General features: G+C 46.4%; 22 protein-coding genes and 1 riboswitch. Of the genes, 15 read left to right on the forward strand and 7 right to left on the reverse strand.

All coding sequences use genetic code 11. The features are described 5' to 3' along the window. Nucleotides 1–98: 98 nt before the first annotated feature. Both QWY22_RS01610 and QWY22_RS01615 read left to right on the forward strand, forming a co-directional pair. On the forward strand, nucleotides 99–647 hold the full coding sequence (locus tag QWY22_RS01610; protein ID WP_300982633.1) for an NADPH-dependent FMN reductase: 549 nt from the start codon (nucleotides 99–101) through the stop codon (nucleotides 645–647). A gap of 187 nt (nucleotides 648–834) precedes the next feature. Continuing rightward, nucleotides 835–1812 carry a proline dehydrogenase family protein gene (locus tag QWY22_RS01615; RefSeq protein ID WP_300982634.1) on the forward strand — a complete coding sequence of 326 codons (978 nt, stop codon included), beginning with the start codon at nucleotides 835–837 and terminating at the stop codon, nucleotides 1810–1812. Between the two features lie 16 nt (nucleotides 1813–1828). Here QWY22_RS01615 and QWY22_RS01620 read toward each other — a convergent pair whose 3' ends face one another. Further along, nucleotides 1829–3106 (reverse strand): MFS transporter, encoded by a 1278-nt coding sequence (locus QWY22_RS01620; RefSeq protein ID WP_300984306.1) that lies wholly within the window; start codon nucleotides 3104–3106, stop codon nucleotides 1829–1831. Between the two features lie 177 nt (nucleotides 3107–3283). Here QWY22_RS01620 and QWY22_RS01625 point away from each other — a divergent pair, with 177 nt between their 5' ends. From QWY22_RS01625 to QWY22_RS01635, 3 genes are all read left to right on the forward strand, one after another. Then, complete coding sequence (locus tag QWY22_RS01625; protein ID WP_300982635.1) at nucleotides 3284–3676, forward strand: acyl-CoA thioesterase; 393 nt, start codon at nucleotides 3284–3286, stop codon at nucleotides 3674–3676. Between the two features lie 98 nt (nucleotides 3677–3774). Then, nucleotides 3775–3876: riboswitch (purine riboswitch) on the forward strand. A 149-nt stretch (nucleotides 3877–4025) separates the two neighbouring features. After that, nucleotides 4026–4613 carry a xanthine phosphoribosyltransferase gene (locus QWY22_RS01630; protein WP_300982636.1) on the forward strand — a complete coding sequence of 196 codons (588 nt, stop codon included), beginning with the start codon at nucleotides 4026–4028 and terminating at the stop codon, nucleotides 4611–4613. Continuing rightward, nucleotides 4610–5926, forward strand: a complete 1317-nt coding sequence (locus QWY22_RS01635) for a nucleobase:cation symporter-2 family protein (protein ID WP_036810764.1) — start codon at nucleotides 4610–4612, stop codon at nucleotides 5924–5926. Before QWY22_RS01630 ends, QWY22_RS01635 begins: the two co-directional genes overlap by 4 nt. A 40-nt stretch (nucleotides 5927–5966) precedes the next feature. Here QWY22_RS01635 and QWY22_RS01640 read toward each other — a convergent pair whose 3' ends face one another. Continuing rightward, nucleotides 5967–6950 carry an alpha/beta hydrolase gene (locus QWY22_RS01640; RefSeq protein WP_300982637.1) on the reverse strand — a complete coding sequence of 328 codons (984 nt, stop codon included), beginning with the start codon at nucleotides 6948–6950 and terminating at the stop codon, nucleotides 5967–5969. Between the two features lie 191 nt (nucleotides 6951–7141). On the opposite strand from QWY22_RS01640, the gene QWY22_RS01645 reads away from it, so the two are divergent. Together QWY22_RS01645 and QWY22_RS01650 are read left to right on the forward strand one after the other, a co-directional pair. After that, a complete protein-coding gene (locus tag QWY22_RS01645; RefSeq protein ID WP_300982638.1) occupies nucleotides 7142–7816 on the forward strand; it encodes a hypothetical protein in 675 nt (224 codons plus the stop codon). Between the two features lie 79 nt (nucleotides 7817–7895). Then, on the forward strand, nucleotides 7896–8834 hold the full coding sequence (locus tag QWY22_RS01650; protein ID WP_300982639.1) for a ring-cleaving dioxygenase: 939 nt from the start codon (nucleotides 7896–7898) through the stop codon (nucleotides 8832–8834). A gap of 57 nt (nucleotides 8835–8891) precedes the next feature. Here the strand turns inward: QWY22_RS01650 and QWY22_RS01655 are convergent, their stop codons facing one another. Next, nucleotides 8892–9800: a proline dehydrogenase family protein gene (locus tag QWY22_RS01655; RefSeq protein ID WP_300982640.1), complete on the reverse strand. Its 909-nt coding sequence runs from the start codon at nucleotides 9798–9800 to the stop codon at nucleotides 8892–8894. 319 nt (nucleotides 9801–10119) lie between these two features. Here QWY22_RS01655 and QWY22_RS01660 point away from each other — a divergent pair, with 319 nt between their 5' ends. Continuing rightward, on the forward strand, nucleotides 10120–11430 hold the full coding sequence (locus QWY22_RS01660; RefSeq protein WP_300984307.1) for an acetamidase/formamidase family protein: 1311 nt from the start codon (nucleotides 10120–10122) through the stop codon (nucleotides 11428–11430). On the opposite strand, the gene QWY22_RS01665 is transcribed toward QWY22_RS01660, so the two are convergent. Together QWY22_RS01665 and QWY22_RS01670 are read right to left on the reverse strand one after the other, a co-directional pair. Continuing rightward, nucleotides 11427–11636, reverse strand: a complete 210-nt coding sequence (locus tag QWY22_RS01665) for a hypothetical protein (protein ID WP_300982641.1) — start codon at nucleotides 11634–11636, stop codon at nucleotides 11427–11429. The genes QWY22_RS01660 and QWY22_RS01665 overlap by 4 nt on opposite strands. A gap of 10 nt (nucleotides 11637–11646) precedes the next feature. Continuing rightward, the gene (locus QWY22_RS01670; RefSeq protein WP_300982642.1) at nucleotides 11647–12204 is read right to left on the reverse strand and encodes a shikimate kinase; all 558 of its coding nucleotides are present in this window, start codon (nucleotides 12202–12204) and stop codon (nucleotides 11647–11649) included. 110 nt (nucleotides 12205–12314) lie between these two features. On the opposite strand from QWY22_RS01670, the gene QWY22_RS01675 reads away from it, so the two are divergent. Continuing rightward, complete coding sequence (locus QWY22_RS01675; protein ID WP_300982643.1) at nucleotides 12315–13355, forward strand: lactonase family protein; 1041 nt, start codon at nucleotides 12315–12317, stop codon at nucleotides 13353–13355. A gap of 38 nt (nucleotides 13356–13393) precedes the next feature. On the opposite strand, the gene QWY22_RS01680 is transcribed toward QWY22_RS01675, so the two are convergent. Both QWY22_RS01680 and QWY22_RS01685 read right to left on the reverse strand, forming a co-directional pair. After that, nucleotides 13394–13723 carry a hypothetical protein gene (locus QWY22_RS01680; RefSeq protein ID WP_300982644.1) on the reverse strand — a complete coding sequence of 110 codons (330 nt, stop codon included), beginning with the start codon at nucleotides 13721–13723 and terminating at the stop codon, nucleotides 13394–13396. Between the two features lie 4 nt (nucleotides 13724–13727). Further along, the gene (locus QWY22_RS01685; RefSeq protein ID WP_300982645.1) at nucleotides 13728–14306 is read right to left on the reverse strand and encodes an SCO family protein; all 579 of its coding nucleotides are present in this window, start codon (nucleotides 14304–14306) and stop codon (nucleotides 13728–13730) included. Nucleotides 14307–14550: 244 nt separating this feature from the next. Between QWY22_RS01685 and glgB the strand changes: the two genes are divergently transcribed. From glgB to QWY22_RS01715, 6 genes are read left to right on the forward strand one after another with little or no spacing between them, the layout of a single operon-like run. Beyond that, nucleotides 14551–16434: a 1,4-alpha-glucan branching protein GlgB gene (glgB, locus tag QWY22_RS01690; RefSeq protein ID WP_300982646.1), complete on the forward strand. Its 1884-nt coding sequence runs from the start codon at nucleotides 14551–14553 to the stop codon at nucleotides 16432–16434. Next, nucleotides 16431–17579 carry a glucose-1-phosphate adenylyltransferase gene (locus tag QWY22_RS01695; RefSeq protein WP_300982647.1) on the forward strand — a complete coding sequence of 383 codons (1149 nt, stop codon included), beginning with the start codon at nucleotides 16431–16433 and terminating at the stop codon, nucleotides 17577–17579. Before glgB ends, QWY22_RS01695 begins: the two co-directional genes overlap by 4 nt. Next, a complete protein-coding gene (locus tag QWY22_RS01700; protein ID WP_300982648.1) occupies nucleotides 17576–18598 on the forward strand; it encodes a GlgC family sugar phosphate nucleotidyltransferase in 1023 nt (340 codons plus the stop codon). The genes QWY22_RS01695 and QWY22_RS01700 overlap by 4 nt, the downstream gene beginning before the upstream one ends. Beyond that, a complete protein-coding gene (glgA, locus tag QWY22_RS01705; RefSeq protein WP_300982649.1) occupies nucleotides 18595–20031 on the forward strand; it encodes a glycogen synthase GlgA in 1437 nt (478 codons plus the stop codon). Before QWY22_RS01700 ends, glgA begins: the two co-directional genes overlap by 4 nt. A gap of 9 nt (nucleotides 20032–20040) precedes the next feature. After that, entirely contained in the window at nucleotides 20041–22422 is a 2382-nt protein-coding gene (glgP, locus tag QWY22_RS01710; RefSeq protein ID WP_300982650.1) for a glycogen/starch/alpha-glucan family phosphorylase, read from the forward strand. Between the two features lie 22 nt (nucleotides 22423–22444). Continuing rightward, nucleotides 22445–23254, forward strand: a complete 810-nt coding sequence (locus tag QWY22_RS01715) for an SDR family oxidoreductase (RefSeq protein WP_300982651.1) — start codon at nucleotides 22445–22447, stop codon at nucleotides 23252–23254. Nucleotides 23255–23355 lie beyond the last annotated feature (101 nt).

Genomic DNA, 23355 nt, shown 5'->3' on the forward strand with positions numbered 1-23355 from the left:
TTCCACCCGGAATGAAATCGCGCCATGTTAAGCTGAATCTGGAGAATAATTTAATTAAAAGGAATTTTTTGATAACTGGAATTGGAGGAGAGAGTAAAATGGCGATTAAAGTGGCGGCAATCATCGGAAGTGTGAGAGAAGGGTCTATGAATTTAAGGCTGGTGGAGTTTATGAAGGAGCGCTATGCAGACCGTTTGGACATTGAAGCGGTAACCATCAATAACATTCCACTGTTCAATCCGGACATTGAAGAAAATGTGCCGCAGGAAGTAGTCAATTTCAGACACAAGGTGAAGGGGGCGGATGCGGTTCTTTTTGCTGTCCCGGAATACAACTATTCAATTCCTGGTTCCTTAAAGAACGCAATCGACTGGCTGTCGCGCGGCGGCTTTGTGCTCCGTGAAAAACCAGCGTTTATCGTAGGGTCTTCGATGGGGGTGCTGGGCAGTGTGCGTGCCCAAATCCATTTGCGGGAAGTGTTGTCGAATCCGTCATTGTCTCCGATGCTGTTGCCGGGAAATGAAGTTTATATTGGGTCGGTCCATGAGAAACTAAATGAAAACAACGAAATTATCGATTCCGGAACGCTTGGATTTTTAGATCAGGTCGTGGACAATTTTGTTACATTTTACAATAAAATGGCTTAACCGCTGAGCTGGTGCTCTTGAAGCTTACCATCGCTTCAAAGGCACTTCTTTTTTTGTTGAATTTTCTTGGTGCAGGTTTCGGAAAAAAAGATTACAATAAGACTTGCTTGTATTGAAAGAGTGCGTCCCATTCTGTTGTCTATTCGTATAAGCGACTTTTAAGGGAATTGTATCAGGAGGGAAAATCATGTTAAAAGATGTGTTTATCGGCTTGTCACAAAATCAATTTTTAACAAGCGCAGCGAAAAAGTATGGCTTGAAATTAGGAGCCCAAACCGTTGTGGCTGGAACAAATATCGAACAAACAATCGCCAGCATCCGAGAACTGAATGCACAGGGTATCAGCTGTACGGTAGATAACCTTGGGGAATTCGTTTTCGAAAAAGAGGAAGCGCTCAAAGCGAAAGACAGCATTCTGGAAGTAATTGAAAGCATCCATGCAAACGGAGTAGATGCGCATATCTCTTTGAAACCTACCCAGATCGGCTTGGATATCGATTATGATTTTTGCTATGAAAACCTAAGAGAAATCGTTGCTGCTGCAAGCAAATACGATATGCATATTAATATTGACATGGAAGACTACGGGCACGTACAGCCTTCCTATGATTTGATTGAAACGCTGTTGAAAGAATACGACAACATCGGAACAGTGATACAGGCATATTTCTTCCGGGCAGAAGACGACATCAAAAAGCACAAAGACTTGCGCCTTCGCATTGTCAAAGGCGCTTATAAAGAGCCTGCTGAATACGCTTACCAAACACGGGAAGAAATTGATGCGAACTTCATTCAATTGATTGAGTATCACTTGCTGCATGGGAAATTTACATCAATCGCTACGCACGACCACAATATCATCAATCACGTGATTGAATTTGTAAAAGAAAACAACATCCCGCGTGAAAAATTCGAATTCCAGATGCTTTATGGTTTCCGTAAAGATATGCAGTTGAGCTTGGCGCGCCAAGGCTATAACTTCTGCACATACGTGCCTTTCGGCGATGACTGGTATGGCTATTTCATGCGCCGTTTAGCAGAGCGCCCACAAAACTTGAACCTTGTCGCAAAACAAGTATTCAATAAGCGCACAAACACAGCGATCGGTATTTTTGCCGGTGCTTTTGTACTTGGCCGTTTAACATCAAAAGGAAAAAGTAAATAAACCCAAAAAGAATGGCTCAATCGATGAGCCATTCTTTTTTTGTTTCCGTAGATTTTCTTTTGCCGAAAATGAAATAATAATAGATCGCGGAAATGCAGTAGAGCGCCGCTGTGATGGTGAATGCATAAGCATACCCCCAGTAGGAGCCGAACGAGATGACCAGTCCCGCGGCAATCGGCCCCATCGCTGCCCAGCCGATATTGAAGACCATTTGGTTGGCTGAATTGGCAAGTCCTTTGTATTTGTCGTGGACCACTTCCATCGCAATCGCACTTTGAATCGGATTGCCGGCATTCATCAAAGCTTGCCGCAATAAAAAGCCGAGGGAAGCGAGAAGAAGTGAGGTCGTATAAGCCGTCAAGATCAAAAAGGGAATCGACAGCAATTGAAACAGCAGCATCGCTTTGACTTTGCCGACTTTATTGACAAGCAGAGGCCCGATCAATGTCGCCACTACTGTCATGGCGGATCCCAGTGCCAAAATAAGCCCGATATAGGTGTTGGAAGCTTCAAAGCGGTTGGAGAAGTACAAGTTCAAATAAGGAACCACCAAACCGGAGCCCAGGCCGATGAGCAGGCTGGCAAATGAGAAATGAAAGATAGCGGTCAAGTTTTTTGAAAGGCTGGCATCCGCCGCGTCGATGTCGATCCGGGTATTAACTTTTTCTTCTCTCGGCGGCTTCTGGTTGCTCAAGCGCAGCAGTGGAATAAGCCCGAAAGCATAAAGCAGGGAACCGAACAAAAGAGACCAGCGAATGGCGTGGACGGCGTCCATTGCCAGGAGCCACTGGAGAGCATCTGATGCCACACCGCCAAGCAAACTGCCCAAGACATTGGCCAAGGTCATCAGAGCAAAATACATGCTGAACAGATGGACGCGTTCGGATGCTTTGGAATGCTCCGCGAGAAAAGGAATGCCGGACACTTGGACAAATGCCATGAATAGGCCGGTCAAAAAAGCTGCTGTGACAAGTGGCAATTCCGCTACGGCAAAGCTGCGGTAAAAAAGAGTCAATGCGCCGAGCACGGCTCCGCCGACAATGGTCCATTTTCGCCCGAACCGGTCGCTTAAAAAGCCGGCAGGAATCAGCATAATGGCAGAAGCCAAGGCGGTCATCGAAATCACTTTGCCATTGATCGATTCCGGCATGCCAAGTTCTTTTATGTAAAGATTGTACATCACCATAAAAACGCCCATGCCGATTTGAATGAGGACATTGGCCAGCATAAACAACTTAATATTGCGGTTAAAAGACAGAAACTTCTTTTTCCAGTCGACAACCCACGTTTGCATGCGCTTCACTCGCTTTACCCATTATTATTTCGCCTCTCTAAATATATAGCTTCGTTTCAATGAAATCAACTTTAAATCCATGGAATAGTTAATCGAGTCGGATGATTCGGAAAATGGTAGAATGAAGACAAAAAGAATGTGTAAGTAAAGAGTTTGCTAAAGGAGGTCTATACATAGATGTATCAGACAATTATTGAACCGCGGGTGTCCGAAACAGATGGAGTCGGTCATATCAACAATACGACTTTGCCGGTCTGGTTCGAAGCGGCCAGAAATCCATTGTTCAGCTTGTTTACGCCGGACCACGATTTTTCAAAATGGAAAATGGTGATTGCAAAGACAACATTGGAGTTTGTAAAGCAAATCCATTTTGGTTCGGATGTGAAAATTTGCGTATGGGTAAAGAGAATCGGCAATTCGAGCCTGGAATTGCATGAAGAGCTTTATCAAAACGAAGAGCTTTGTGCAAAAAATGCAGTGGTTTATGTGAATTATAATTTGGCTGCCGGAAAATCCGAAAAGATTCCAGAGGGGATCCGGGAGGAATTGAAAAAGCACCTCCATTCATAGGGAGAAGGAGACAAACAGAATTAACTTTCCAACTAATTTTTTGAATTCTCTTTTATTTCCTAACTTCTTGAAATGCTTTTTTGACGTGCTATAATGATACCATTCTAATAATATTCACTCATATAATCGCGGGGATATGGCCTGCAAGTTTCTACCGGTTTGCCTTAAACAAACTGACTATGAGAAGCAACGAAGTAATGGGGAAGTGCCTTTTTTGGGAGGCATGAACCTGTTTATTTCCTTTCGAATTTTTAGCTCGAAGGACATTGCTCCACTCATGGTATGAATGGATGCGCGTTCTGAGGGCTATTTTTTATGCCTTCAGCGTGACGAAAGGAGTGCTGACAGCATGAAACAATTACAGGAAAAAATCTTAACAGACGGCCAGGTTTTATCGGATTCAGTCCTAAAAGTAGATTCGTTTTTGAACCACCAAATCGATCCGGTGCTTATGCAGGCAATTGGAGAGGAATTTGCTTCTAAGTTTGCGGATGAAGGCATTACCAAAATTTTAACGCTTGAGTCTTCCGGCATCGCACCAGCGATGATGACGGGCCTTGTACTCGGTGTACCGGTGATTTTTGCCAGAAAACGCAAATCCCTCACGTTGATCAGCGAATTATATACGGCGAGCGTCCATTCGTTTACAAAAAACGAAACAAACGAAATTTCCGTGTCACAGAAATTCATCGGAAAAGATGATGTCGTGCTGATTCTGGATGATTTCTTGGCGAACGGGCAAGCGGTTCTTGGCTTGATCGATATTATTGAACAAGCAGATGCGGCGCTTGGCGGTGTTGCCATTGTTATTGAAAAAGGATTCCAAAGCGGCGGAAAGATGATCCGCGACCGCGGTGTCCGGGTAGAATCCTTGGCGAACATTGCTTCTTTGGCCGATGGCAAAGTTGAATTTCTTGAGGAGGTTCCTGCCGGATGAAAAGTGCAGCTTTAGGATTTCAGCATTTGCTGGCCATGTATGCAGGTGCCGTATTGGTTCCATTAATCGTTGGAGACGCCCTCGGCTTAACATCAGAACAATTGACATATTTGGTAGCCATCGATATTTTGCTTTGCGGTGTCGCCACTATTCTTCAAATCGTAAACACGCGCTTTTTCGGCATCGGCCTTCCGGTCGTGTTAGGCTGTACTTTTACAGCAGTTGGCCCGATGATTGCCATCGGTGCTGAATACGGAATTTCCGCTATCTATGGTTCAATTCTGGTTTCCGGTTTGATTGTTGTTCTGATCAGCGGCTTTTTCGGAAGCCTTGTCCGCTTTTTCCCTCCTGTAGTGACAGGGTCGGTTGTGACGATCATCGGAATCACGCTGATTCCGGTAGCGATCAACAATATGGGCGGCGGCCAAGGAGCGAGCGATTTCGGATCCCTTACAAATATTGCCTTGTCTTTCGGCACGTTGCTGTTTATCGTTTTGGTTTATAAATTTGCCACGGGCTTTTTACGGGCCATTTCGATTTTGCTGGGCTTGGCAGTCGGAACCCTTGCTGCCACTTTAATGGGCGTCGTCGACTTCTCTGCAATCGGCGAAGCTTCTTATTTCCACATGGTAGAGCCTTTTTACTTCGGCGCTCCGACATTTGAATGGTCTGCCATTCTTACGATGACCTTGGTTGCCATGGTTTCTTTAGTGGAATCGACAGGCACGTATTTCGCTTTAAGCGATATTACCGGAAAGAAACTGTCCGAGAAGGATTTGTCCAAAGGGTATCGCGCAGAAGGACTGGCGATTATTCTTGGCGGAATTTTCAACTCGTTCCCGTATACGACATTTTCACAAAACGTGGGGCTGATTCAAATGTCCGGCGTCAAATCGAGAAAAATCATCTTGATTACCGGCTTGATGCTGATTTCCCTTGGGTTCTTGCCGAAAGTGGCAGCCTTTACGACAATTATTCCAACTGCCGTCCTTGGCGGAGCCATGATTGCCATGTTCGGAATGGTCATTTCACAAGGCATTAAAATGCTGAGCAAAATCATCACAGAATCCCAAGAAAATTCAATGATTGTGGCATGTTCGGTAGGAATCGGGCTTGGTGTTACGGTCGTACCTGAAATCTTTGCCCAATTGCCGGCTGGCCTTCAGATTTTGACAAGCAACGGGATTGTAGCGGGAAGCGTGACGGCGATTGCGCTGAACATTCTGTTCAACATGATTCCTTCAAAGAGAAAAGCAGAAGCCAAAGCACCCGTTTCTGTACAGAAAAATGCTGTAAACCACAGCTCCATATGAAATTGAAAACGAGCCGCTGCTATATGCAGCGGCTCGTTTTTTAATTGCTGTTGGCAAAAAGAAAATCCAGTGCGCGGGCCAAGGTTTCCTGGCCATCAATGGTGTCGAGCGCGTATTGGAATTCGTGCTTTAACTGCTTTTCAGTACCGATGAAAAACATGCTGTCTACGGCAACACTTGAAGCTTCGAGAGCTTCTGCAAGCTCTACGGATTGGGAAGCGAGTGGATCCGCATCCCCGACCGTAATGAAAACAGGAGGGTAAGCCGGAGTCAGGTGATTGACCGTCGACAACTGGGCAAGGTTTTCGAATGACTCAAAAGGCTTGGCACCGGTATAAGCACTTAAAAAGTTGTCAATATTGGGGAAGCCGGTGGCCCGAACTGTTTCCATATTGAACAATCCGCAAAAAAGCAGGGCACCTTTCAGCTGCTCTGGCTGGACAGCGGGCACAATGTCCATAGCTTGCGCCAACCCCTTGTTGGACATGACTGCGACCACTTGGCTGGATATCTGGGCTCCTGCCGAATCACCGCCGATAAACACCCGGGACATGTCGCCGCCGTATTTTTCAGCGTGCAGCTGCAAATAGCCGAGGGCTTCGTTTGCCTGTATGACGGGCCCGGGATACAGCTGTTCAGGGGCGAGTGCGTAGTCGATATTTGCTACCACGTAACCGGCATGGGCTAAGGCCATTCCATATTCTTGCCGGCTGTCTTTAGAGCCGCCGACAAAACCGCCACCGTGGATCCATAATATGACCGGCAGCTTGTCACCGCCTTCAGCCGGATAATAAATATCCAATAAGCTGTCTTTTTTATCACTGTAAACAAGGTTTTTGACGACCTTAACTTCTTTTTGAATTTTTTCCAGATCAAATAAGAAAGCCTCGGAAGCTTTCGTAGGAGAAGCGTCCTCCACAAACGAAGCAGTTGCCCATACTGCAGCAGCTGCAATCACGAAGATAACCATGGAGAAAACCAAGAATATTTTATTTGATTTCTGGAACATTGTTTTAAAAAACATCGCAAGCTTCCTTTGCAATAAATTTAATGCCAGACAATAGCTAAAGAGTAACGTGAGAAAGAAATAAAAAGATAGCGACTAATTTCCTATTATTACTTTTGTGACAAATATTAATTTGCAGTTTCAGTGATTTATCTCTTTTTTAAAGGGTATTGTATAAGGATGAAGTTTGAGACAGGGAAGTGTATGCAATGTTCGGTTTAGCCGATCTAATATCATTAATCATTTCGGCATTTATTATTTTGCCGATTGTTGTATTTTTAAGGGAAAGCGGTTATTTGATTGTCAGTGCCGTCTTCGGCGTCAACAATCCAAGGCTGACAATCGGTTCAGGCCCGCGAATCGTCAAGGTTGGCATGTTTGATATACGCAAATATTATCATTTGTATAGCTGGTATTCCTACGATTCATTAAAAAGGAAAAGCAAGTTTGTCTATGTCAGCATTTATGCAGGGCCGATTCTCGTGAACCTGATTGTCGCATTGACCATCAACGCCATGTTGGCCAATGATTTGCTGCAGGAATACGAAACATTTTGGAGCCGCTTTGTGTTTTATGCTTTTTACTATGTGTTATTTGACATTGTACCAATGAAAACGGCAAATGGCATGCCGAACAACGGACTTATCATTTATGAAATGCTGCGTTATGGCCGGCGCACTGATTACAATCAAGAGCCGTTTATCCCGTCGACCAGTGAAGTAGAAGAGCAATACCAGGAAGAAATGGAGAAAATCGAAGAAGTAAAAGAGCAGCAAAAAGACCAGATTGAACATGAAAAACAAGAGGAAAAACAGGAACTAAAAGAGCAAAAAGCACACGAGAAAGAAAAAGCGGAAGAACACCGGAAAGAAAGAAAACAGTAGAATACCTAGCCGTTGTTCATTTGGGACAATGAAATAGTACGATGGTGTGGCAGATTAGCGGAATTGGAGGAAGGGCAATATGGCAAAAAATTCAAAAGGGATTCATCATATTACGGCAATTGTTGGCAACCCACAGGAAAATGTGGATTTCTATGCCGGCGTTTTAGGGCTGCGGTTAGTCAAGAAAACCATTAATTTTGACGATCCGGGAACGTATCATCTTTATTTTGGAAACGAGGCCGGTGAACCGGGCACCATCATCACTTTCTTTCCCTGGGACCAAGCTTATAAAGGGAAAATTGGCGATGGGCAAGTCGGCGTGACGACTTATGCGGTGCCAACAGGTGCATTCGGCTTTTGGGAGCAGCGGCTATCGAAGTTTGGAGTGCCTTTTGAAAAAACAATGCGCTTTGAAGAGCAGTATATCGCTTTTGATGATCCTCACGGCTTGCACTTGGAATTGGTGGAAAGGCAAGCAGGAAAACCGAACGCCTGGCACTTTGGAAACATCGGGCCAGAAGCAGCAATCAAAGGATTTGCCGGTGCGACATTGTTTACTGCCAATGCAGAAAAAACCACCGAACTGCTGGAGTCGGGGCTTGGCTTGAAAAAAGCCGGCCAGGAAAACGATTTGATGCGATTCCATGCATCAGCCGGGCTTGGAAACGTAATTGACGTAAAACTGAGTCCTGTGGGCACTGGGCGAATGGGTGCTGGCACAGTCCACCACATTGCTTGGCGTGCAGACGATAATGCGGATCAAATGGACTGGAAGCGGCAGATTGAAGAGTTTGGCCTGCAAGTGACGCCGGTTCAGGACCGCAATTACTTTAAAGCGATTTACTTCCGTGAATACGGCGATATATTGTTTGAAATTGCAACAGACCCTCCCGGTTTTGCTATTGACGAAACTTTGGAAACGCTTGGAGAAGGTCTAATGCTGCCAAAGCAATACGAGCATTACCGGGCAAGACTGAATCAAGATTTGACGCCGATTGCTGTCCGGGAATTGGATTAAGGAAAGAAGAGAAGAGCGTCCCGAGAAATTTACTCCTCGGGACGCTCTTCTAAATGGTTATTTGGAGACCATGCTCTTTAACGCTAAATTGATATTTTGAGGGCGTTCAGCCAATCGTCTCATATAATAGCCGTACCAGTCCTGGCCGAAAGGAACATAAGTGGTGAATGCAAAGCCTTCGTCGGCAAGTTCTTTTTGCATATCGGTGCGGAAGCCGTAAAGCATTTGAAATTCAAAGCGGCCACGCGGAATCTGATTTTCTTTCACGAATTGCTTCACAGCATTGATAATGTGATGGTCATGGGTAGCGATTGAAGTAAAGCCAGGCTGCTGCAGCCGTATTTTGATGAGCTTTAAGAAATTGGCATCGATGTCCTGTTTGCTTTGATAAGATACTTCAGCAATTTCCTTGTATGCTCCTTTTACTAAGCGCAACCGGGCATTTTTCAAGTTTTCCAAATCTTTTTCAGAACGGTAGAGATACGATTGAATCACCGTTCCAACATTATCATATTCTTTTAAAAGCTCATGGAGGATATCCAGGGTCTGCTGCAAGTGGCTGTAATCTTCCATATCAATATTGATGAAAATCGCATAACGGGCAGCTGCCTCAACAATTTCCCGCATGTTCTCCAGGCAGAACTTGTCATCGACATCCAAGCCGATTTGAGTCAATTTGACGGACATATGGGCGGTCACGCCACGCTGTTGAATGGCTTCCAGTGTCGCCAGGATGTTTTCTTTTGCGTGGAGCGCCTCTTCCTTGCTGTAGACAAATTCTCCTAAGTTATCGATGGTTGCGCCGATGCCATTGGCATTTAATTCTTTGACGGATTTCATCATGCTATCAATATCAGTACCTGCCACCACTTTACTGGCGCCAAGCTTTAAACCCCATTTTTTTGCTCCGGTATTTAATAGCTGGTTCTTGGATAATGCTATAAAAAAGTCTCTCGTAAGCCCCACTTTTTTTCCTCCTATACGTTTAAAAACCGCTATCGATCGCAAGACAACTGAAACAAAAGGCGGATGGACCGCCGAATCTATTTATTATGGATTAGCAGGAAGCATAAATGGCTTCCGTTTTCTATTATAATCGAATACCGGGGTTCTACCTAACGTGAAGTAAAATCAGCGAGTCAGATAACAAGCGGCCCCCTCCAAAAAACGCTCCCTTGAAACTATTCATGGAAAAACATACAGCTGATTTGAAAGCGTAGCAATCCTGCCGTATACTTTCAATAGACTAAAAAATCAGAAAACAGGAGGGTTTCAATTGAAAGATATGCAGGAGACAAAAACGACAGCATCCGAAACAGTAATGGTCAATCAGTATGTAAATGGCGTTCTGGATCCGGGCTTGGAAATGTTGGGTCCTGTGAAGAGCGGAGGGCATATCGTAGCGCATACGGCGCCAGGCTGCTGGGGACCGATGATTACACCCTGCATCCGAGGCGGCCACGAAGTCACCAAGCCGGTCTATGTTGAAGGTGCAGAACCTGGAGATGCCATTGTTATCCGGATAAAGTCGATTGAGGTGACTTCCCTCGCCACTTCATCAGGCAATGACAGTCCCGTGGAAGGCCGGTTTCTCGGGGATCCTTTTATCGCAGTAAAATGCCCGGGCTGCGGCACCTTGTATCCGGAGACCGTGATCAAAGGAACCGGCAGCGAAGCGATTCGCTGTGCCAATTGTGACGCAGATGTCACGCCGTTTGTTTTCACAAATGGCTATACGATGTTTATGGGCGAGAAAGGCGATGTCGGCGTTACACTTAACCGGGAAGCGGCTGAAATGATTGCACAAAACGGGCGGGCGTATATGAAGACGCCGGATGCGTCGGTGCAAAACCCGATTGTCACATTTGCACCCCATGATTTAGTTGGAACCATTGCGCGCATGCGGCCTTTTTTAGGGCAGCTGGGAACCACCCCTTCGCGCCCGATTCCGGATTCCCATAATGCCGGCGATTTTGGATCGTTTTTAATTGATGCGCCGCATGAATACGTCAGCACCCAGGAAGAACTCGATACGCACCGCACCGATGGCCATATGGATATCAGCCGGGTCCGGGCGGGGTCAGTCTTGATTTGTCCGGTGAAAGTTCCTGGCGGCGGCGTTTACTTGGGCGATATGCATGCGATGCAGGGAGACGGGGAAATTGCCGGCCATACAGCGGATGTAGCCGGGATCGTCCACCTGGAAGTGGAGCTGGTTAAAGGCTTGAACAACGCTGGTCCGATTTTGCTGCCGAATGTGGAGGACTTGCCTTATACAGCCAAACCATTTACGGCGGAAGAGCGGTTGGCTGCGCAAAAAATAGCGGATAAATGGAATGTGCCGCAACTGGAAGAATCCCTGCCGGTTTCGTTCGTTGGCACAGGCCCTACGTTAAACGCTGCTACAGACAACGGATTAGAACGGGCAGCCGCATTATTCGATGTAACCGTTCCAGAAATTATGAACCGGGCGACGATTACCGGTTCCATTGAGATTGGACGCCATCCGGGGGTAGTCACCGTGACATTTTTAGCTCCTGAAAGTTACTTGAAGAAAGCACAACTGTATGATTTGGTAAAAGCTCAATACCGTTAAACGCAAAAAGGAACGATCCGGTTCAACGGGCCGTTCCTTTTGTTCTTCGGATCACCGCTGTCGAAGCTAAACGGCTTTTTCCGCTTTTCTTTATTGTCCAGCTCCGGTGCCCGTTCAGCCCCTCGAGTCGCTTCAGACTGTTCTGTGATGGCAAAGAGCGCCATCCCTGCCCAGCCTTCCAGCGCTTGTCGGGGCTGAACGGGCACCTCCGCTTTTCTATCTTTGGGGAGCATGGATTTCCCAGGATAGTTTCAGGGCGTCCGCCAGGTAATCGGCTGCTTCGTCAGCTTCAAAATGATCTATTTGAAATGTCGAATGGTTTAAGGAGTAAATGGTTTGGCGTTCGTGAAAAAGCTGTTTGATATCATCCAGGGAACGGTTCCGGAGCAAGGGGCGATTGTCGGAAAGAATCTGAAAGCGGTCTTTCCAAGATTCCCAGGAAATATCCAAGAAAAGTACGACACAGTTCTCCAGACACATAGCCTGTATTTCTTTTTGCAAAAAAGCGCCTCCGCCGACAGAAATAATGTAAAGGGGCTGTTGGCTATAGTAGCTGATCAGTTCCTTTTCTTTTTTGCGGAAGGCTTTTTCGCCATAAGTCTCGAATATTAAAGGAATCGGCATAGCAAATTCCTTTTCGATTTCCGCATCAATGTCAATGAAATTGCGATACAGCTTTCGGGCCAGCAATTTTCCGACAGTGGTTTTCCCCACACCCATAAAGCCGATACATACGATACTTTTTTCACGAATGGACAATTCAAAATTTCTCACAGCAACCACTCTTTTCTATTGTAGTCAGTTGAAATAGAAGATACTCAACCCTACTTTACACCAAGTTGTATAATAATTCACTCACTTTTAGAAAGAATGGAGGAGGCTACATGGCTGTAACGCATTTGCTTACGGGATCGTACGCTTCGGCGCAGGAACCGGGCATCAAACTTTGGGAATTCGACTTGAAAGAAGGAACATTAACCGAAAAGAGTGGAATCAGCGGAATTGACCGTGCTTCTTTTCTTGCTGCACATCCGAACGGAAAGAATTTTGTCGCGACCAGCGAAGTAGGGGAGGGAGAACTGGTCTCTTTCCGCTTGGATCTTCCGGATAAGAAGCTGGCAGAGGTAAATCGCCAGTCCAGTGATGGGGATCATCCGGCGCATGTATGCATTGATGCATCGGGAAAATGGGCGCTCTCTGTCAATTATTCAGGCGGCAATGTTAATGTCCATCCTTTGTTGGAAGACGGTTCAATTGGTGGGCAGACGGATTCTGTGCGCCACAAAGGGGAAGGGCCGAATAAAGAACGCCAAGATGCGCCGCATCCGCATTCGGTGTTTCAGCTGCCGGACAGCAATTATTTTTTGGTTTCTGATTTAGGAACGGATCTGATTTTTGTCTACGAATTGGATCGGGCAAACGGCAAATTGGCAACCAAGCAAATCGTTCCAACGACTCCCGGTTCTGGCCCGCGCCATTTGGCTTTCCATCCGGCGAAACCATTTGTTTATTCACTTGAAGAGTTAAGCTCAGCCATATCGGTTTATGAAATAGGCGGAGACGATTTTTTGAAGTTCGTGCAAGTGGCCGGCTTGACACCTGAAGAATTCACTGGAGAAAATACAAGTGCAGAAGTGGCGGTATCGGAAGACGGCCGTTTTTTATATGCTTCCAACCGGGGGCATGACAGCATTGCCGTTTTTAAGATTCTCGAAGATGGAAGCCTGGAGTTCCAAGCGCATGTTCCTTCGGGCGGCAAAGGCCCTCGCCACTTCACGCTTGTTCCCGGCGGTGAATGGCTGGTTGTGGCAAATGAAAAGTCAGACTCGCTGTGCGTCATGAAGATCGGCAAAACCGGAATTCCGGAAATGGCCAGCGACCCGGTCCACACGCCTTCACCCGTATGTGTAAAAGTAATTGGATAGAAAAAAGCAGCCAGAATAGCTTCTGGCTGCTTTTTTAATTACCAATCTTCCGATTCTTTTTCCATCACGCCAAGTTCTTTCAGTAAATCAATAAAGAAGCTGTCGTCATTGCCTTGGAATGCTTTTTCAGTGCATGGAGAATGCGGAGGGTAGCCAAGTTCCTCGGCATCGCCCAAGGTAGCGTCTTCCAAGAAATTGGTCGCATCCGCTTCATCAAAACAAGAAGGAGCAATATAGGTCCGGTGGGTGTGTTCGAGTACGACGCGCGTATTTGGAGCCGGTTCGTTATTGCGCGGCAGGAACATCGCGGCAATCAATGCAACGGCGATCAGTCCAGCTGCAGCTGTCCACAATTTTTTGTTCTTCATCTACTTATTCCTCCGAAAGCAGAATTTTCGCATCCGCCATAATCTCTTCGGCGGGCAGTTTGACGCCATCGTAATCTTTCATGACCACGCCGTTTTGATCTACCAAATAGAAAGAAGTACCATGGATGACCTGGTCTGTGTTTTCAGGTTTTCGCGCGAGTACCTGGAAATTTTCCATTGCAAATTGATCGATGTCTTTAGGAGAGTAGCCGGTCAGCAAATTCCAGGAAGATAAATCCGCTCCGTAATTTTCCGCATAGGATTTCAAAATCTCTGGTGTGTCGATGGTAGGGTCTACGCTGAATGAAACAATTTTCACATCCAGCCCTTCTTCTTTAAACTGCTTTTGCAAATCCACCATATTCGAGGTCATCGGCAGACAGACGGTTGTGCAGTTTGTAAAAACAAAATCTGCCACCCAGACTTCCCCTTTTAAATCGGATAAGCCGAATTCTTCGTTTTCTTGATTTGTAAAATTAAATTCTTCTATTTCCCAGTTGAGGGGATCTTCAATGGCTTGGCCGCATCCGGCAAGCAATAAACTGAAAAGCAATAATGTTGAAATCCAAAAGGTTCTCCGCAAGGTGCCTCTTCCTTTCTGAAATGACTTGCCTTCACTAAGCCTAGTAGAAAAAAGGCCGGCAAACAAGGGCTAGCCACCTCAATTATGTGTAAAAATTGCGAACTCCTCAGTAGTTCCTTGTTCCCTCTGTTACAAATCTATCTGATTTTCAAATATTCCGATTTTTTTCAAGGGATTCGGTTGTTGAATGTAGAATAATGGTAATAGGAACGAGAAAATTGCCAGTACTTTTGGAGGTGTTTTTTTGGGCGATCCCTTGGTTTCTTTTACTGAAGAAAAATTATCAGATTTTCATACCGGAAAGATGACAGATGCTTATCTGTATTTCGGTTCACATATTCACCAAGATGTGACTTACTTTGCGGTATGGGCGCCAGATGTCAAAAACGTTTCCGTACTTGTTGCCGATTCGCAGGATTTGAACGAAAGGCAGTACCGAATGGCTCCGCATCCGCTTGATCCAACAATTTGGGAAGTGCGGGTAGGGGAAGATTTGACAGGTTTTGTATACGAATATGAAATTGAAACGGCACATGGGGAGTTGATCCGCAAAACGGATCCGTTTGCACGGGCCAATGAAAAAAGGCCGCAACATCGTTCAATCGTAGCCGGCAACTCCCAACATGTATGGTCCGAGGAAGTGTTGCAGAAGAAAAAAAGGATCGTAAAAAATCACTTTGAAAAACCGATGGCCATTTACGAGGTACATATCGGAACCTGGAAACGGAATAAAGAAGGGAATTTCCTAACTTACCGCGAGCTGGCTGGTGAATTGATCCCATACGTGAAGAAACAGGGCTTTACCCATATTGAAATGCTGCCGGTTACGGAACATCCGCTGGATGAGTCGTGGGGCTATCAGACAACGGGATTTTTTGCGCCGACCAGCCGCTATGGCACAGTGGATGATTTGAAATACTTTATCTCCAAATGCGCAGAAAGCGGCATTGGCTTAATATCGGACTGGGTGCCAGGGCATTTCTGCGTCGATAGGCACGCGCTGGCATCGTTCAATGGGTCCCTGCTCTATGAAGAACAGCGGCCGGAGCGCAGAAGCAATCCTGATTGGGGAACGTTAAACTTTGATATCCAAAAAGGAGAAGTTGTCAGCTTCATTCTGTCGAGTGCGCATTATTGGTTTGAGGAGTATAAATTTGATGGCTGCCGTATGGACGCACTGGTGAATCTGCTGTTCATTCCGAACCGTCCGGAAAGGCCGCACAACGAGGAAGGCGCAGATTTCTTGCGGAAATTGACTGCAAGCTTGCGCTCCCATTATCCAGAAGCCATGTTGATTGCAGAAGATGCTTGGCATTTTCCGAAAGTAACGGGCACGATTGAAGAAGGCGGCATCGGCTTTGATTATAAATGGAATTTTGGCTGGATGAACGATACGCAATCGTATTTGAAGACGCCCTTCCTTGAACGCCGGGAAGCCCACCGAAAGCTCAATTTTGCCATGGTCTACTATTACGAAGAAAAATTCATCTCCACTTTTTCCCACGATGAAGTGATTCCGGAAAAAGGATCATTGCTCGGGAAGATGTGGGGTACAACCGAAGAGAAGTTCGCCCAGCTGCGGTTGTTGCTTGGGTTTTGGATGGCTTTTCCAGGAAAAAAGCTGCTGTTTATGGGGCAGGAATTCGGGCAAGTTGCCCCTTGGGATTTCCAGCCTGAACTGGACTGGCATTTATTCGATTTTAAAGCCCACCGGGAAATGGCTTCATTCACCAAAGAAGTTTTAAGTTTTTATAAAAAAGAACGGGCGTTATTTGAGTTGGATTATGACCGCAAAGGATTTGAATGGCTGGATGCCGACAATAGTGAACAAGGGGTGCTTTCGTTTATCCGAAGAGGGCATTTGGCTGAAGACACGTGCATCGTAATTTGCAATTTTTCAGAACGCCCTTATGCAGCCTTTCAAATAGGCCTCCCCGCAAATGGTTTTTATCAGCAAATCTTTTCAACCGCAAGTGGAGATGCCGAAAAATTCGGAGGCGCAAAAGATGCAGAGCTGCAGGCGCAGCCTGTCCCTTGGAAAAAGCAGCCGTACTCGATGGAAATGGAATTGCCGGCGTTTACCGTAAGCATTTGGAAACTAAAACAAGATGGGAGTGTAGAGGCATGAAAAGAAAAATAGTCGCAATGCTTTTGGCAGGAGGACAGGGAAGCCGTTTAAAGTCACTGACCTATGATATTGCGAAGCCCGCTATTCCGTTTGGTGGCAAGTACCGGATCATCGATTTTCCTTTGTCGAACTGTGTAAATTCCGAAATTCATACCGTAGGTGTCCTTACCCAGTACCAGCCACATGTTTTGCATAATTATATCGGGCTTGGGACGCCCTGGGATCTCGACCGGCGTGCCGGAGGCGTTACGATGTTGACGCCATACGCAGGAATGGAAGGCATCAAGTGGTACGACGGCACTGCAAACGCCATTTACCAGAACATCAAATACCTGACGGAACAAGATCCGCAGTATGTCATCATTCTATCGGGTGACCATATCTACAAAATGAACTACCAGACGATGCTGGATTTCCATATTGAACAAAACGCGGGAGCGACGATTTCGGTTATTGAAGTACCATGGAAGGATGCCAGCCGCTTTGGGATTATGAACACCGACGAAAACATGCAAGTCAAAGAATTTGTAGAAAAACCGGCAGAACCAGAAAGCAATTTGGCTTCAATGGGCGTATACATCTTTGATTGGGCGAAGCTGAAAAAGTATTTGCTGATCGATAACGACAATGAAAACTCTTCCCATGATTTTGGAAAGGACATTATTCCCTTGATGCTTGGAGAAGGCGAGAAAATGGTGGCATATCCATACAAAGGCTACTGGAAAGATGTTGGAACGGTAGAAAGTTTGTGGGAAGCCAATATGGACTTGCTGAATTCAAATTCGGGATTGAACCTGAATGACCCGGATTGGCGGATTTTCTCTTCCAATCCGCAATTGCCGCCGCAAGTAGTCGGCGAAAACGGCTATTTACAGGAAGCGCTGATCAATGAAGGGTGTGTCATCAATGGGAAAGTGGAGAAGTCGATTGTTTTTCAAGACGTTGAAGTGAAAGAAGGCGCATCTCTTTACGAATGTGTTGTCATGAACTGCGTGAAGATTGGCAGCGGCGCCAAGTTGTCGAGAGTGATCATTCCACCTGACTTAATAATTCCTGAAAATTTTGAGCTAAAAGAACAAGGGGATGAAATTGTCTTGTTGACCCAAGATCTCATAGAGGAGTGGAAAGGAAGTGTTGGCAAATGAGAATGGCCGCAGTCATTGATGCTACTGTGAAGAAGCCTGGACTTGAAGACTTGACGATTTACCGCACGACGGCTTCAGTGCCTTTTGCGGGGCGTTACCGATTGATCGATTTTACTTTGTCGAATATCGTGAATTCTAATATCAATTCGGTCGGCGTCTTTGCTACGTATCCGTTTGTTTCCTTGCTGGACCATATCGGCATGGGCAAAAACTGGGATTTGGACCGGCGGAAAGATGGGCTGTATTTTTTGCCCATTTCCCAAAAGGCTGGGGGCCAAATTACAGTCGGTTCGTTTGCGGCGCTTGAAGAGCATATGGACTTTTTCAATAAAAGCCGGCAGGATTATATCGTCGTGACGACTTGTTCGACAGTATGCCAAATCGATTACGAAGATATGCTCGATGCCCATATTACGTCTGGCGTTGACATCACGGAAGCGGTCAGCGGCGAGACGGGATTGAGCAACTATATATTGAAGAAAAGCCTGCTGAAGGAATTGATTCGAACCCACCGGGAAAAACGCATTATCAGTGTGGAAGACGTCGTGAAATTGAAGAAAGCCCCGTATACGTTTGGGAAATATGAATACACAGGCTATTATGCCATTATCGATTCTATGGAAAGCTATTTCCAGGCATCAATGGATTTGTTGGAAAAAGACAAAAGAAACGAATTGTTCCTGTCAAACCGCCCCATTTATACAAAAGTGAAAGATGAGCCGCCTACTCGCTACATGCCGGGGTCGCACGTGACCCAAAGTTTGATCGCCAACGGCAGCACGATTGAAGGAACCGTAAACAACAGCATCATTAGCCGGGCCGTTTCCGTCAACCAAAGCAGCCGGGTGGATCATTGCGTCATCATGCAAAAATCGTTCATTGAGAAAAACTGCGAGTTGTCTTATGTAATTGCTGATAAAGACGTGCATATCGAAGAAGGTGTCATACTTAAAGGAACGCGGGAAAAACCGGTGGTTCTCCGTAAAGGAGAGCGTGTAACAAAGGAGGAAGTCCGATGAAGATTGTAATGGCTGCTGCGGAATGCGTGCCTTTTGTAAAGACGGGAGGGCTCGCTGACGTGATGGGCGCATTGCCAAAAGAATTAGTGGCGCTTGGCCATGAAGTCACCGTAATTCTTCCCAAATACAGCTTGATTCCAGAAGAATATAAAAGTGAGTTTTCGTTGTTTGGAGAAATCCAAGTTCCTTTTAAAGGGGAGCAAAACACCCATACGCTTTTCGAGTACGTACTCAAAGGCGTCCGCTATGTAATGGTGGAAAACGATTCTTATTTTGCCCGTAAGCAAATATACAGCCAGCCGGACGATGGCGAACGTTTCGCTTTTTTCAATCGCGCGGTGCTGGCAACAGTGGAAACCCTGGAAGAGGATGTGGATATTTTACATATTCATGACTGGCATACGGGGATGATTCCATTTTTGCTGAAGGAAGACGAGCGCTACGCTTCGTTAAAGCAAAACTTGAAAACAATTTTAACGATTCACAACCTCCAATTCCAAGGGTGGTTTCCGAAATCCTTATTGGTTGAAGAACTGGGAATGGACGAAGCTTATTTTCAGGAAGAAGCCGTTTCTTGGCATAATAATGTCAATTTCCTGAAAACAGGCATTGTTTACGCCGACAAGGTCACCACTGTCAGCCCCACTTACCGGAACGAAATCTTGACCGAGCAATACGGGGAGAAACTGGAGTCGTTATTGCGTGCACGAGAAGAAAATTTGATCGGCATTTTGAACGGCCTGGATACCGAAGCTTATAATCCGGCTGCCGACATGGAAATCGCAATGGTTTATGACCAGACTTCTGTAGAGAATAAGGCGGTCAATAAGCGGGCAGTCCAATCCCGTTTCGGACTTCCCGAGCGCGGAGACGTGCCGCTGTTGACGATGGTTTCCCGGTTGTCCGGCCAAAAAGGGATTGATGTTTTGGAGCGGACATTGCCGGGGATACTGGAAACACAAGACGTTCAGTTTGTCTTGCTGGGTTCCGGTGAAAGCCAGTATGAGCAGTTTTTCGAAGTCCTGGAAGCGGATTTTCCAGGGAAGGTGGTAGCCCATATCGGTTTTGACGAATCACTTGCCCATTTACTGTACGCAGGCGCCGATATCTTTTTGATGCCGTCCCATTTTGAACCGTGTGGATTAAGCCAGCTGGTTTCGATGCGCTATGGTACGGTGCCAGTGGCCAACAAGACAGGCGGACTCAAAGACACGGTCGTGGAATACGATCCCAACTTGCGGAGCGGCAATGGAGTTTTAAGTGATTTTTCAAAGCATGAAAGTTTTGCAGAAGCCGTGAACCGTGCATTATCCCTGTATCAACAGCCGGAACATTGGAACATGATCAAACAAAACGGCATGCAGGGCGATTACTCTTGGTTGCGTTCTGCAAAAGAATACGCCAGTTTATATGAGGGAATCGCCGGAAAGTGAAGGTGGCAGATGTTTTATTCAAAAGAAGAATTCAAAGAAAATTTTGTAAAGCTGCTGGAACAGCAAGAACAGCCTGCATCTCCGAAAACCGCCTACTCCATCTTGGCTGGAATGGTGCGGGAATTTGTCCAAAGAGATTGGGATGAGACAACTTATCTATACCAGGAAGAGCAGCGGAAACAGCTGTATTATTTTTCGATTGAATTCTTGATCGGCCGCATGCTGGGGCAGAACTTAGTGAACTTGTCGCTCTATGAGATGGTAAGTGAAGGCTTGGATGAACTCGGCTATAGTTTGGCGGAACTCGAGGAACAGGAGCCTGAACCGGGGCTTGGCAATGGAGGCCTTGGCCGTCTTGCCGCCTGTTTTATGGACTCTATTGCTTCGCTTCAAATGCCGGGGCATGGCTGCGGCATCCGCTACAAAGGCGGATTGTTCAGCCAAGGCTTAAGCGATGGGTTTCAGACGGAGCAGCCGACCGACTGGATAAACGATTCCATAGGATGGGATACAAGGCGGGAAGATTTGGCGCTATATATTCCGTTCTTCGGAAAACTGCAGGTTTCAGAAGAGGGCCCCTTCAAACCGGAGCATAAAGATGCAAAGTGGGTCAAAGCTGTTCCGTACGATATGCCGATAGTCGGCGCGTATGGAAACACGGTCAATACACTGCGCTTGTGGCAAGCCGAACTGCCGGAACAGCAGTTGCTGCCTGATGGCGATATCGATGCGTATCAGCAGCAAGTCGAAACCATTTCGGACCGTTTGTATCCCGATGATTCGACGGATGAAGGGAAACTTCTCCGGTTAAAGCAGCAATATTTTCTATGCAGCGCTTCCCTGCAGACCATAGTTAAAAATCGTGATTTTCCGATAACGGTTCTGGCAAAGCACGTAGCCATCCAAATCAATGACACCCATCCGGCTTTAGCTATTCCTGAACTGATGCGGATTCTGCTCGATGAAGAAGGATTGCCATGGGAAGAAGCGTGGGGGATTACGACGCATACCATTTCGTATACCAACCACACCATTCTGGAAGAAGCGATGGAGAAGTGGAGCAGTCGCATGCTTGAACAGCTGCTTCCGCGTGTCTATATGATCATCCAGGAAATCGACCGCCGCTTTAAGGAGAAATGCCATCAGGAAAATTTAGAGCCTGAAGCGTTGAAGAAACTCGCCATCATCGATGATGGAATGGTCAAAATGGCGACGCTTGCTGTCGTGGGCAGCTACAAAGTAAACGGAGTGGCCAAACTGCATACGGACATTTTGAAAATGCGGGAGATGAAAGAGCTGAATGAGCACTTTCCTCATAAATTCCACAATAAAACCAACGGCATCACACATAGGCGCTGGCTGATGAAAGCGAATCCTGAACTTTCGGATCTGATTTCTTCTGCAATCGGGGACGAATGGAAACAGGACACGATGAAACTTCATAAGCTGAATGAATTTACGCAGGATTCGGTATTTCTCGGTGATTTTAAAGCGGTAAAGCAGCAGAAAAAGAACCAGCTTGCCGATTATTTATTGGACCAGCAAGCCGTAACTATCGATCCTGAGTCGATTTACGATATGCATATTAAGCGATTTCATGGCTACAAGCGGCAGCTGATGAACATCCTTCATATTCAAATGCTTTATAACCGGATTAAAGAAGACGCCTCTTACCGCCCGCATCCACGCACTTTTTTCTTTGCGGGCAAAGCGGCAAAGAGTTACCAATTCGCCAAACAAGTGATTAAGCTGATCAATACAATAGCGGAACAGATCAACACGGATCCTGTTGCACGCCACCATCTCCACGTCGTTTTCGTGGAAGATTACAGCGTCAGCCGGGCTGAAAAAATGTTTCCGGCAGCTGATATCAGTGAACAGATTTCGACCGCTTCAAAAGAAGCTTCCGGCACGGGCAATATGAAATTTATGATGAACGGGGCCATAACGCTGGGCACTTTTGACGGAGCGACGGTAGAGATCATTGAGCAAACCGGAGAAGACAACGCCTTTATTTTCGGGTTGTCTGCGCAGCAAGTCATGCAGTTTGAAAAAGAAAAAACCTATCATGCACGGGAATTCATTGAAAAAGACCATGAGATTAGCCGTATGGTCAGTGAACTGTTAAGCGGGAGCCTGTCAAAAGGTCCGGAAAATATTGATTTTATTCGCCGCCAGCTTATCGACGAGAACGATCCGTTCTTTGTGCTGAAAGACATTCAGCATTATGCCAGAACTCATAACCGTGCATTGGCAGAGTACGAAGACAACTTGGCTTGGCAGGAAATGTCGGTGGTCAATATCGCCCAATCTGGAATTTTTTCAAGCGACCGGACCATCCGGCAATATTCAGACGAAGTATGGGGACTGGAAAAAGTACACAGTAAATAATCGAACCGGGAAGGGTGGAAGCATGGCAGAGGGGAATTTCGATAATACGGATTTGAAAGACTACAAAGCGAGCGGTGTCCTCCAGGGAAAAGTGGCTATTATTACTGGCGGAAACAGCGGCATCGGACAAGCGGTCGCTTTCGCTTATGCAAAAGAAGGCGCAAAAGTGGTAATCGGATACTTGGACGATGAAGAAGCTACCGCAAAAACGATTGAAACGATTGAAAATTACGGAGGCGAGGCAAAGGCGCTGAGCGGTGACTTGGGAAAATCCGAGCAATGCGATAAGCTCGTTCAATTTGCGCTCGATTCATTCGGACAAATTGATATTCTCGTCAACAATGCCGGGTATCAATACCCCCAGAGCAATCCAGTGGACATTACCGACGAACAAATATTGAAGACGTTTGAAATCAAGGCGTTCGCCATGCTGTACCTGGTCCGCGCAGCACGCCCGTATTTAAAGGAAGGTGCCCGCATCATCAATACGGCGTCCATCAATGCATACCGCGGACATTCGGATTTGATCGATTATGCCGGGGCGAACGGGGCCATGGTTTCGATGACGCGCTCGCTGGCCCGACGCTTTGTGCGGGAAGGAATTGCAGTGAACGGCATTGCTCCGGGCCCGGTTTGGACGCCGCTGATCACGAAAACGTTCGGCCACCTTGATCCGGAGCTGGAAGAAGGATTCGGCAAAGACGTGCCCGCCGGAAGGCCGGCCCAGCCTTATGAACTCGTGAAAGCTTATGTCTTTTTGGCGGATTCCCAAAATTCGTACATGACCGGGCAATTTTTGCATATGAATGGCGGAGACTTTATGTCTACCTGATTCCGAAGAAGAAAAGCTGGCCGCACTGACGGGCCGGCTTTTTTGCGTTGCTTGGCAAAGAAAGTACCGCTTCTTTTTGAATGATGCCAATGTTTTCCGGC

The organism is Planococcus liqunii, assembly GCF_030413595.1.
Lineage (GTDB): Bacteria > Bacillota > Bacilli > Bacillales_A > Planococcaceae > Planococcus > Planococcus liqunii.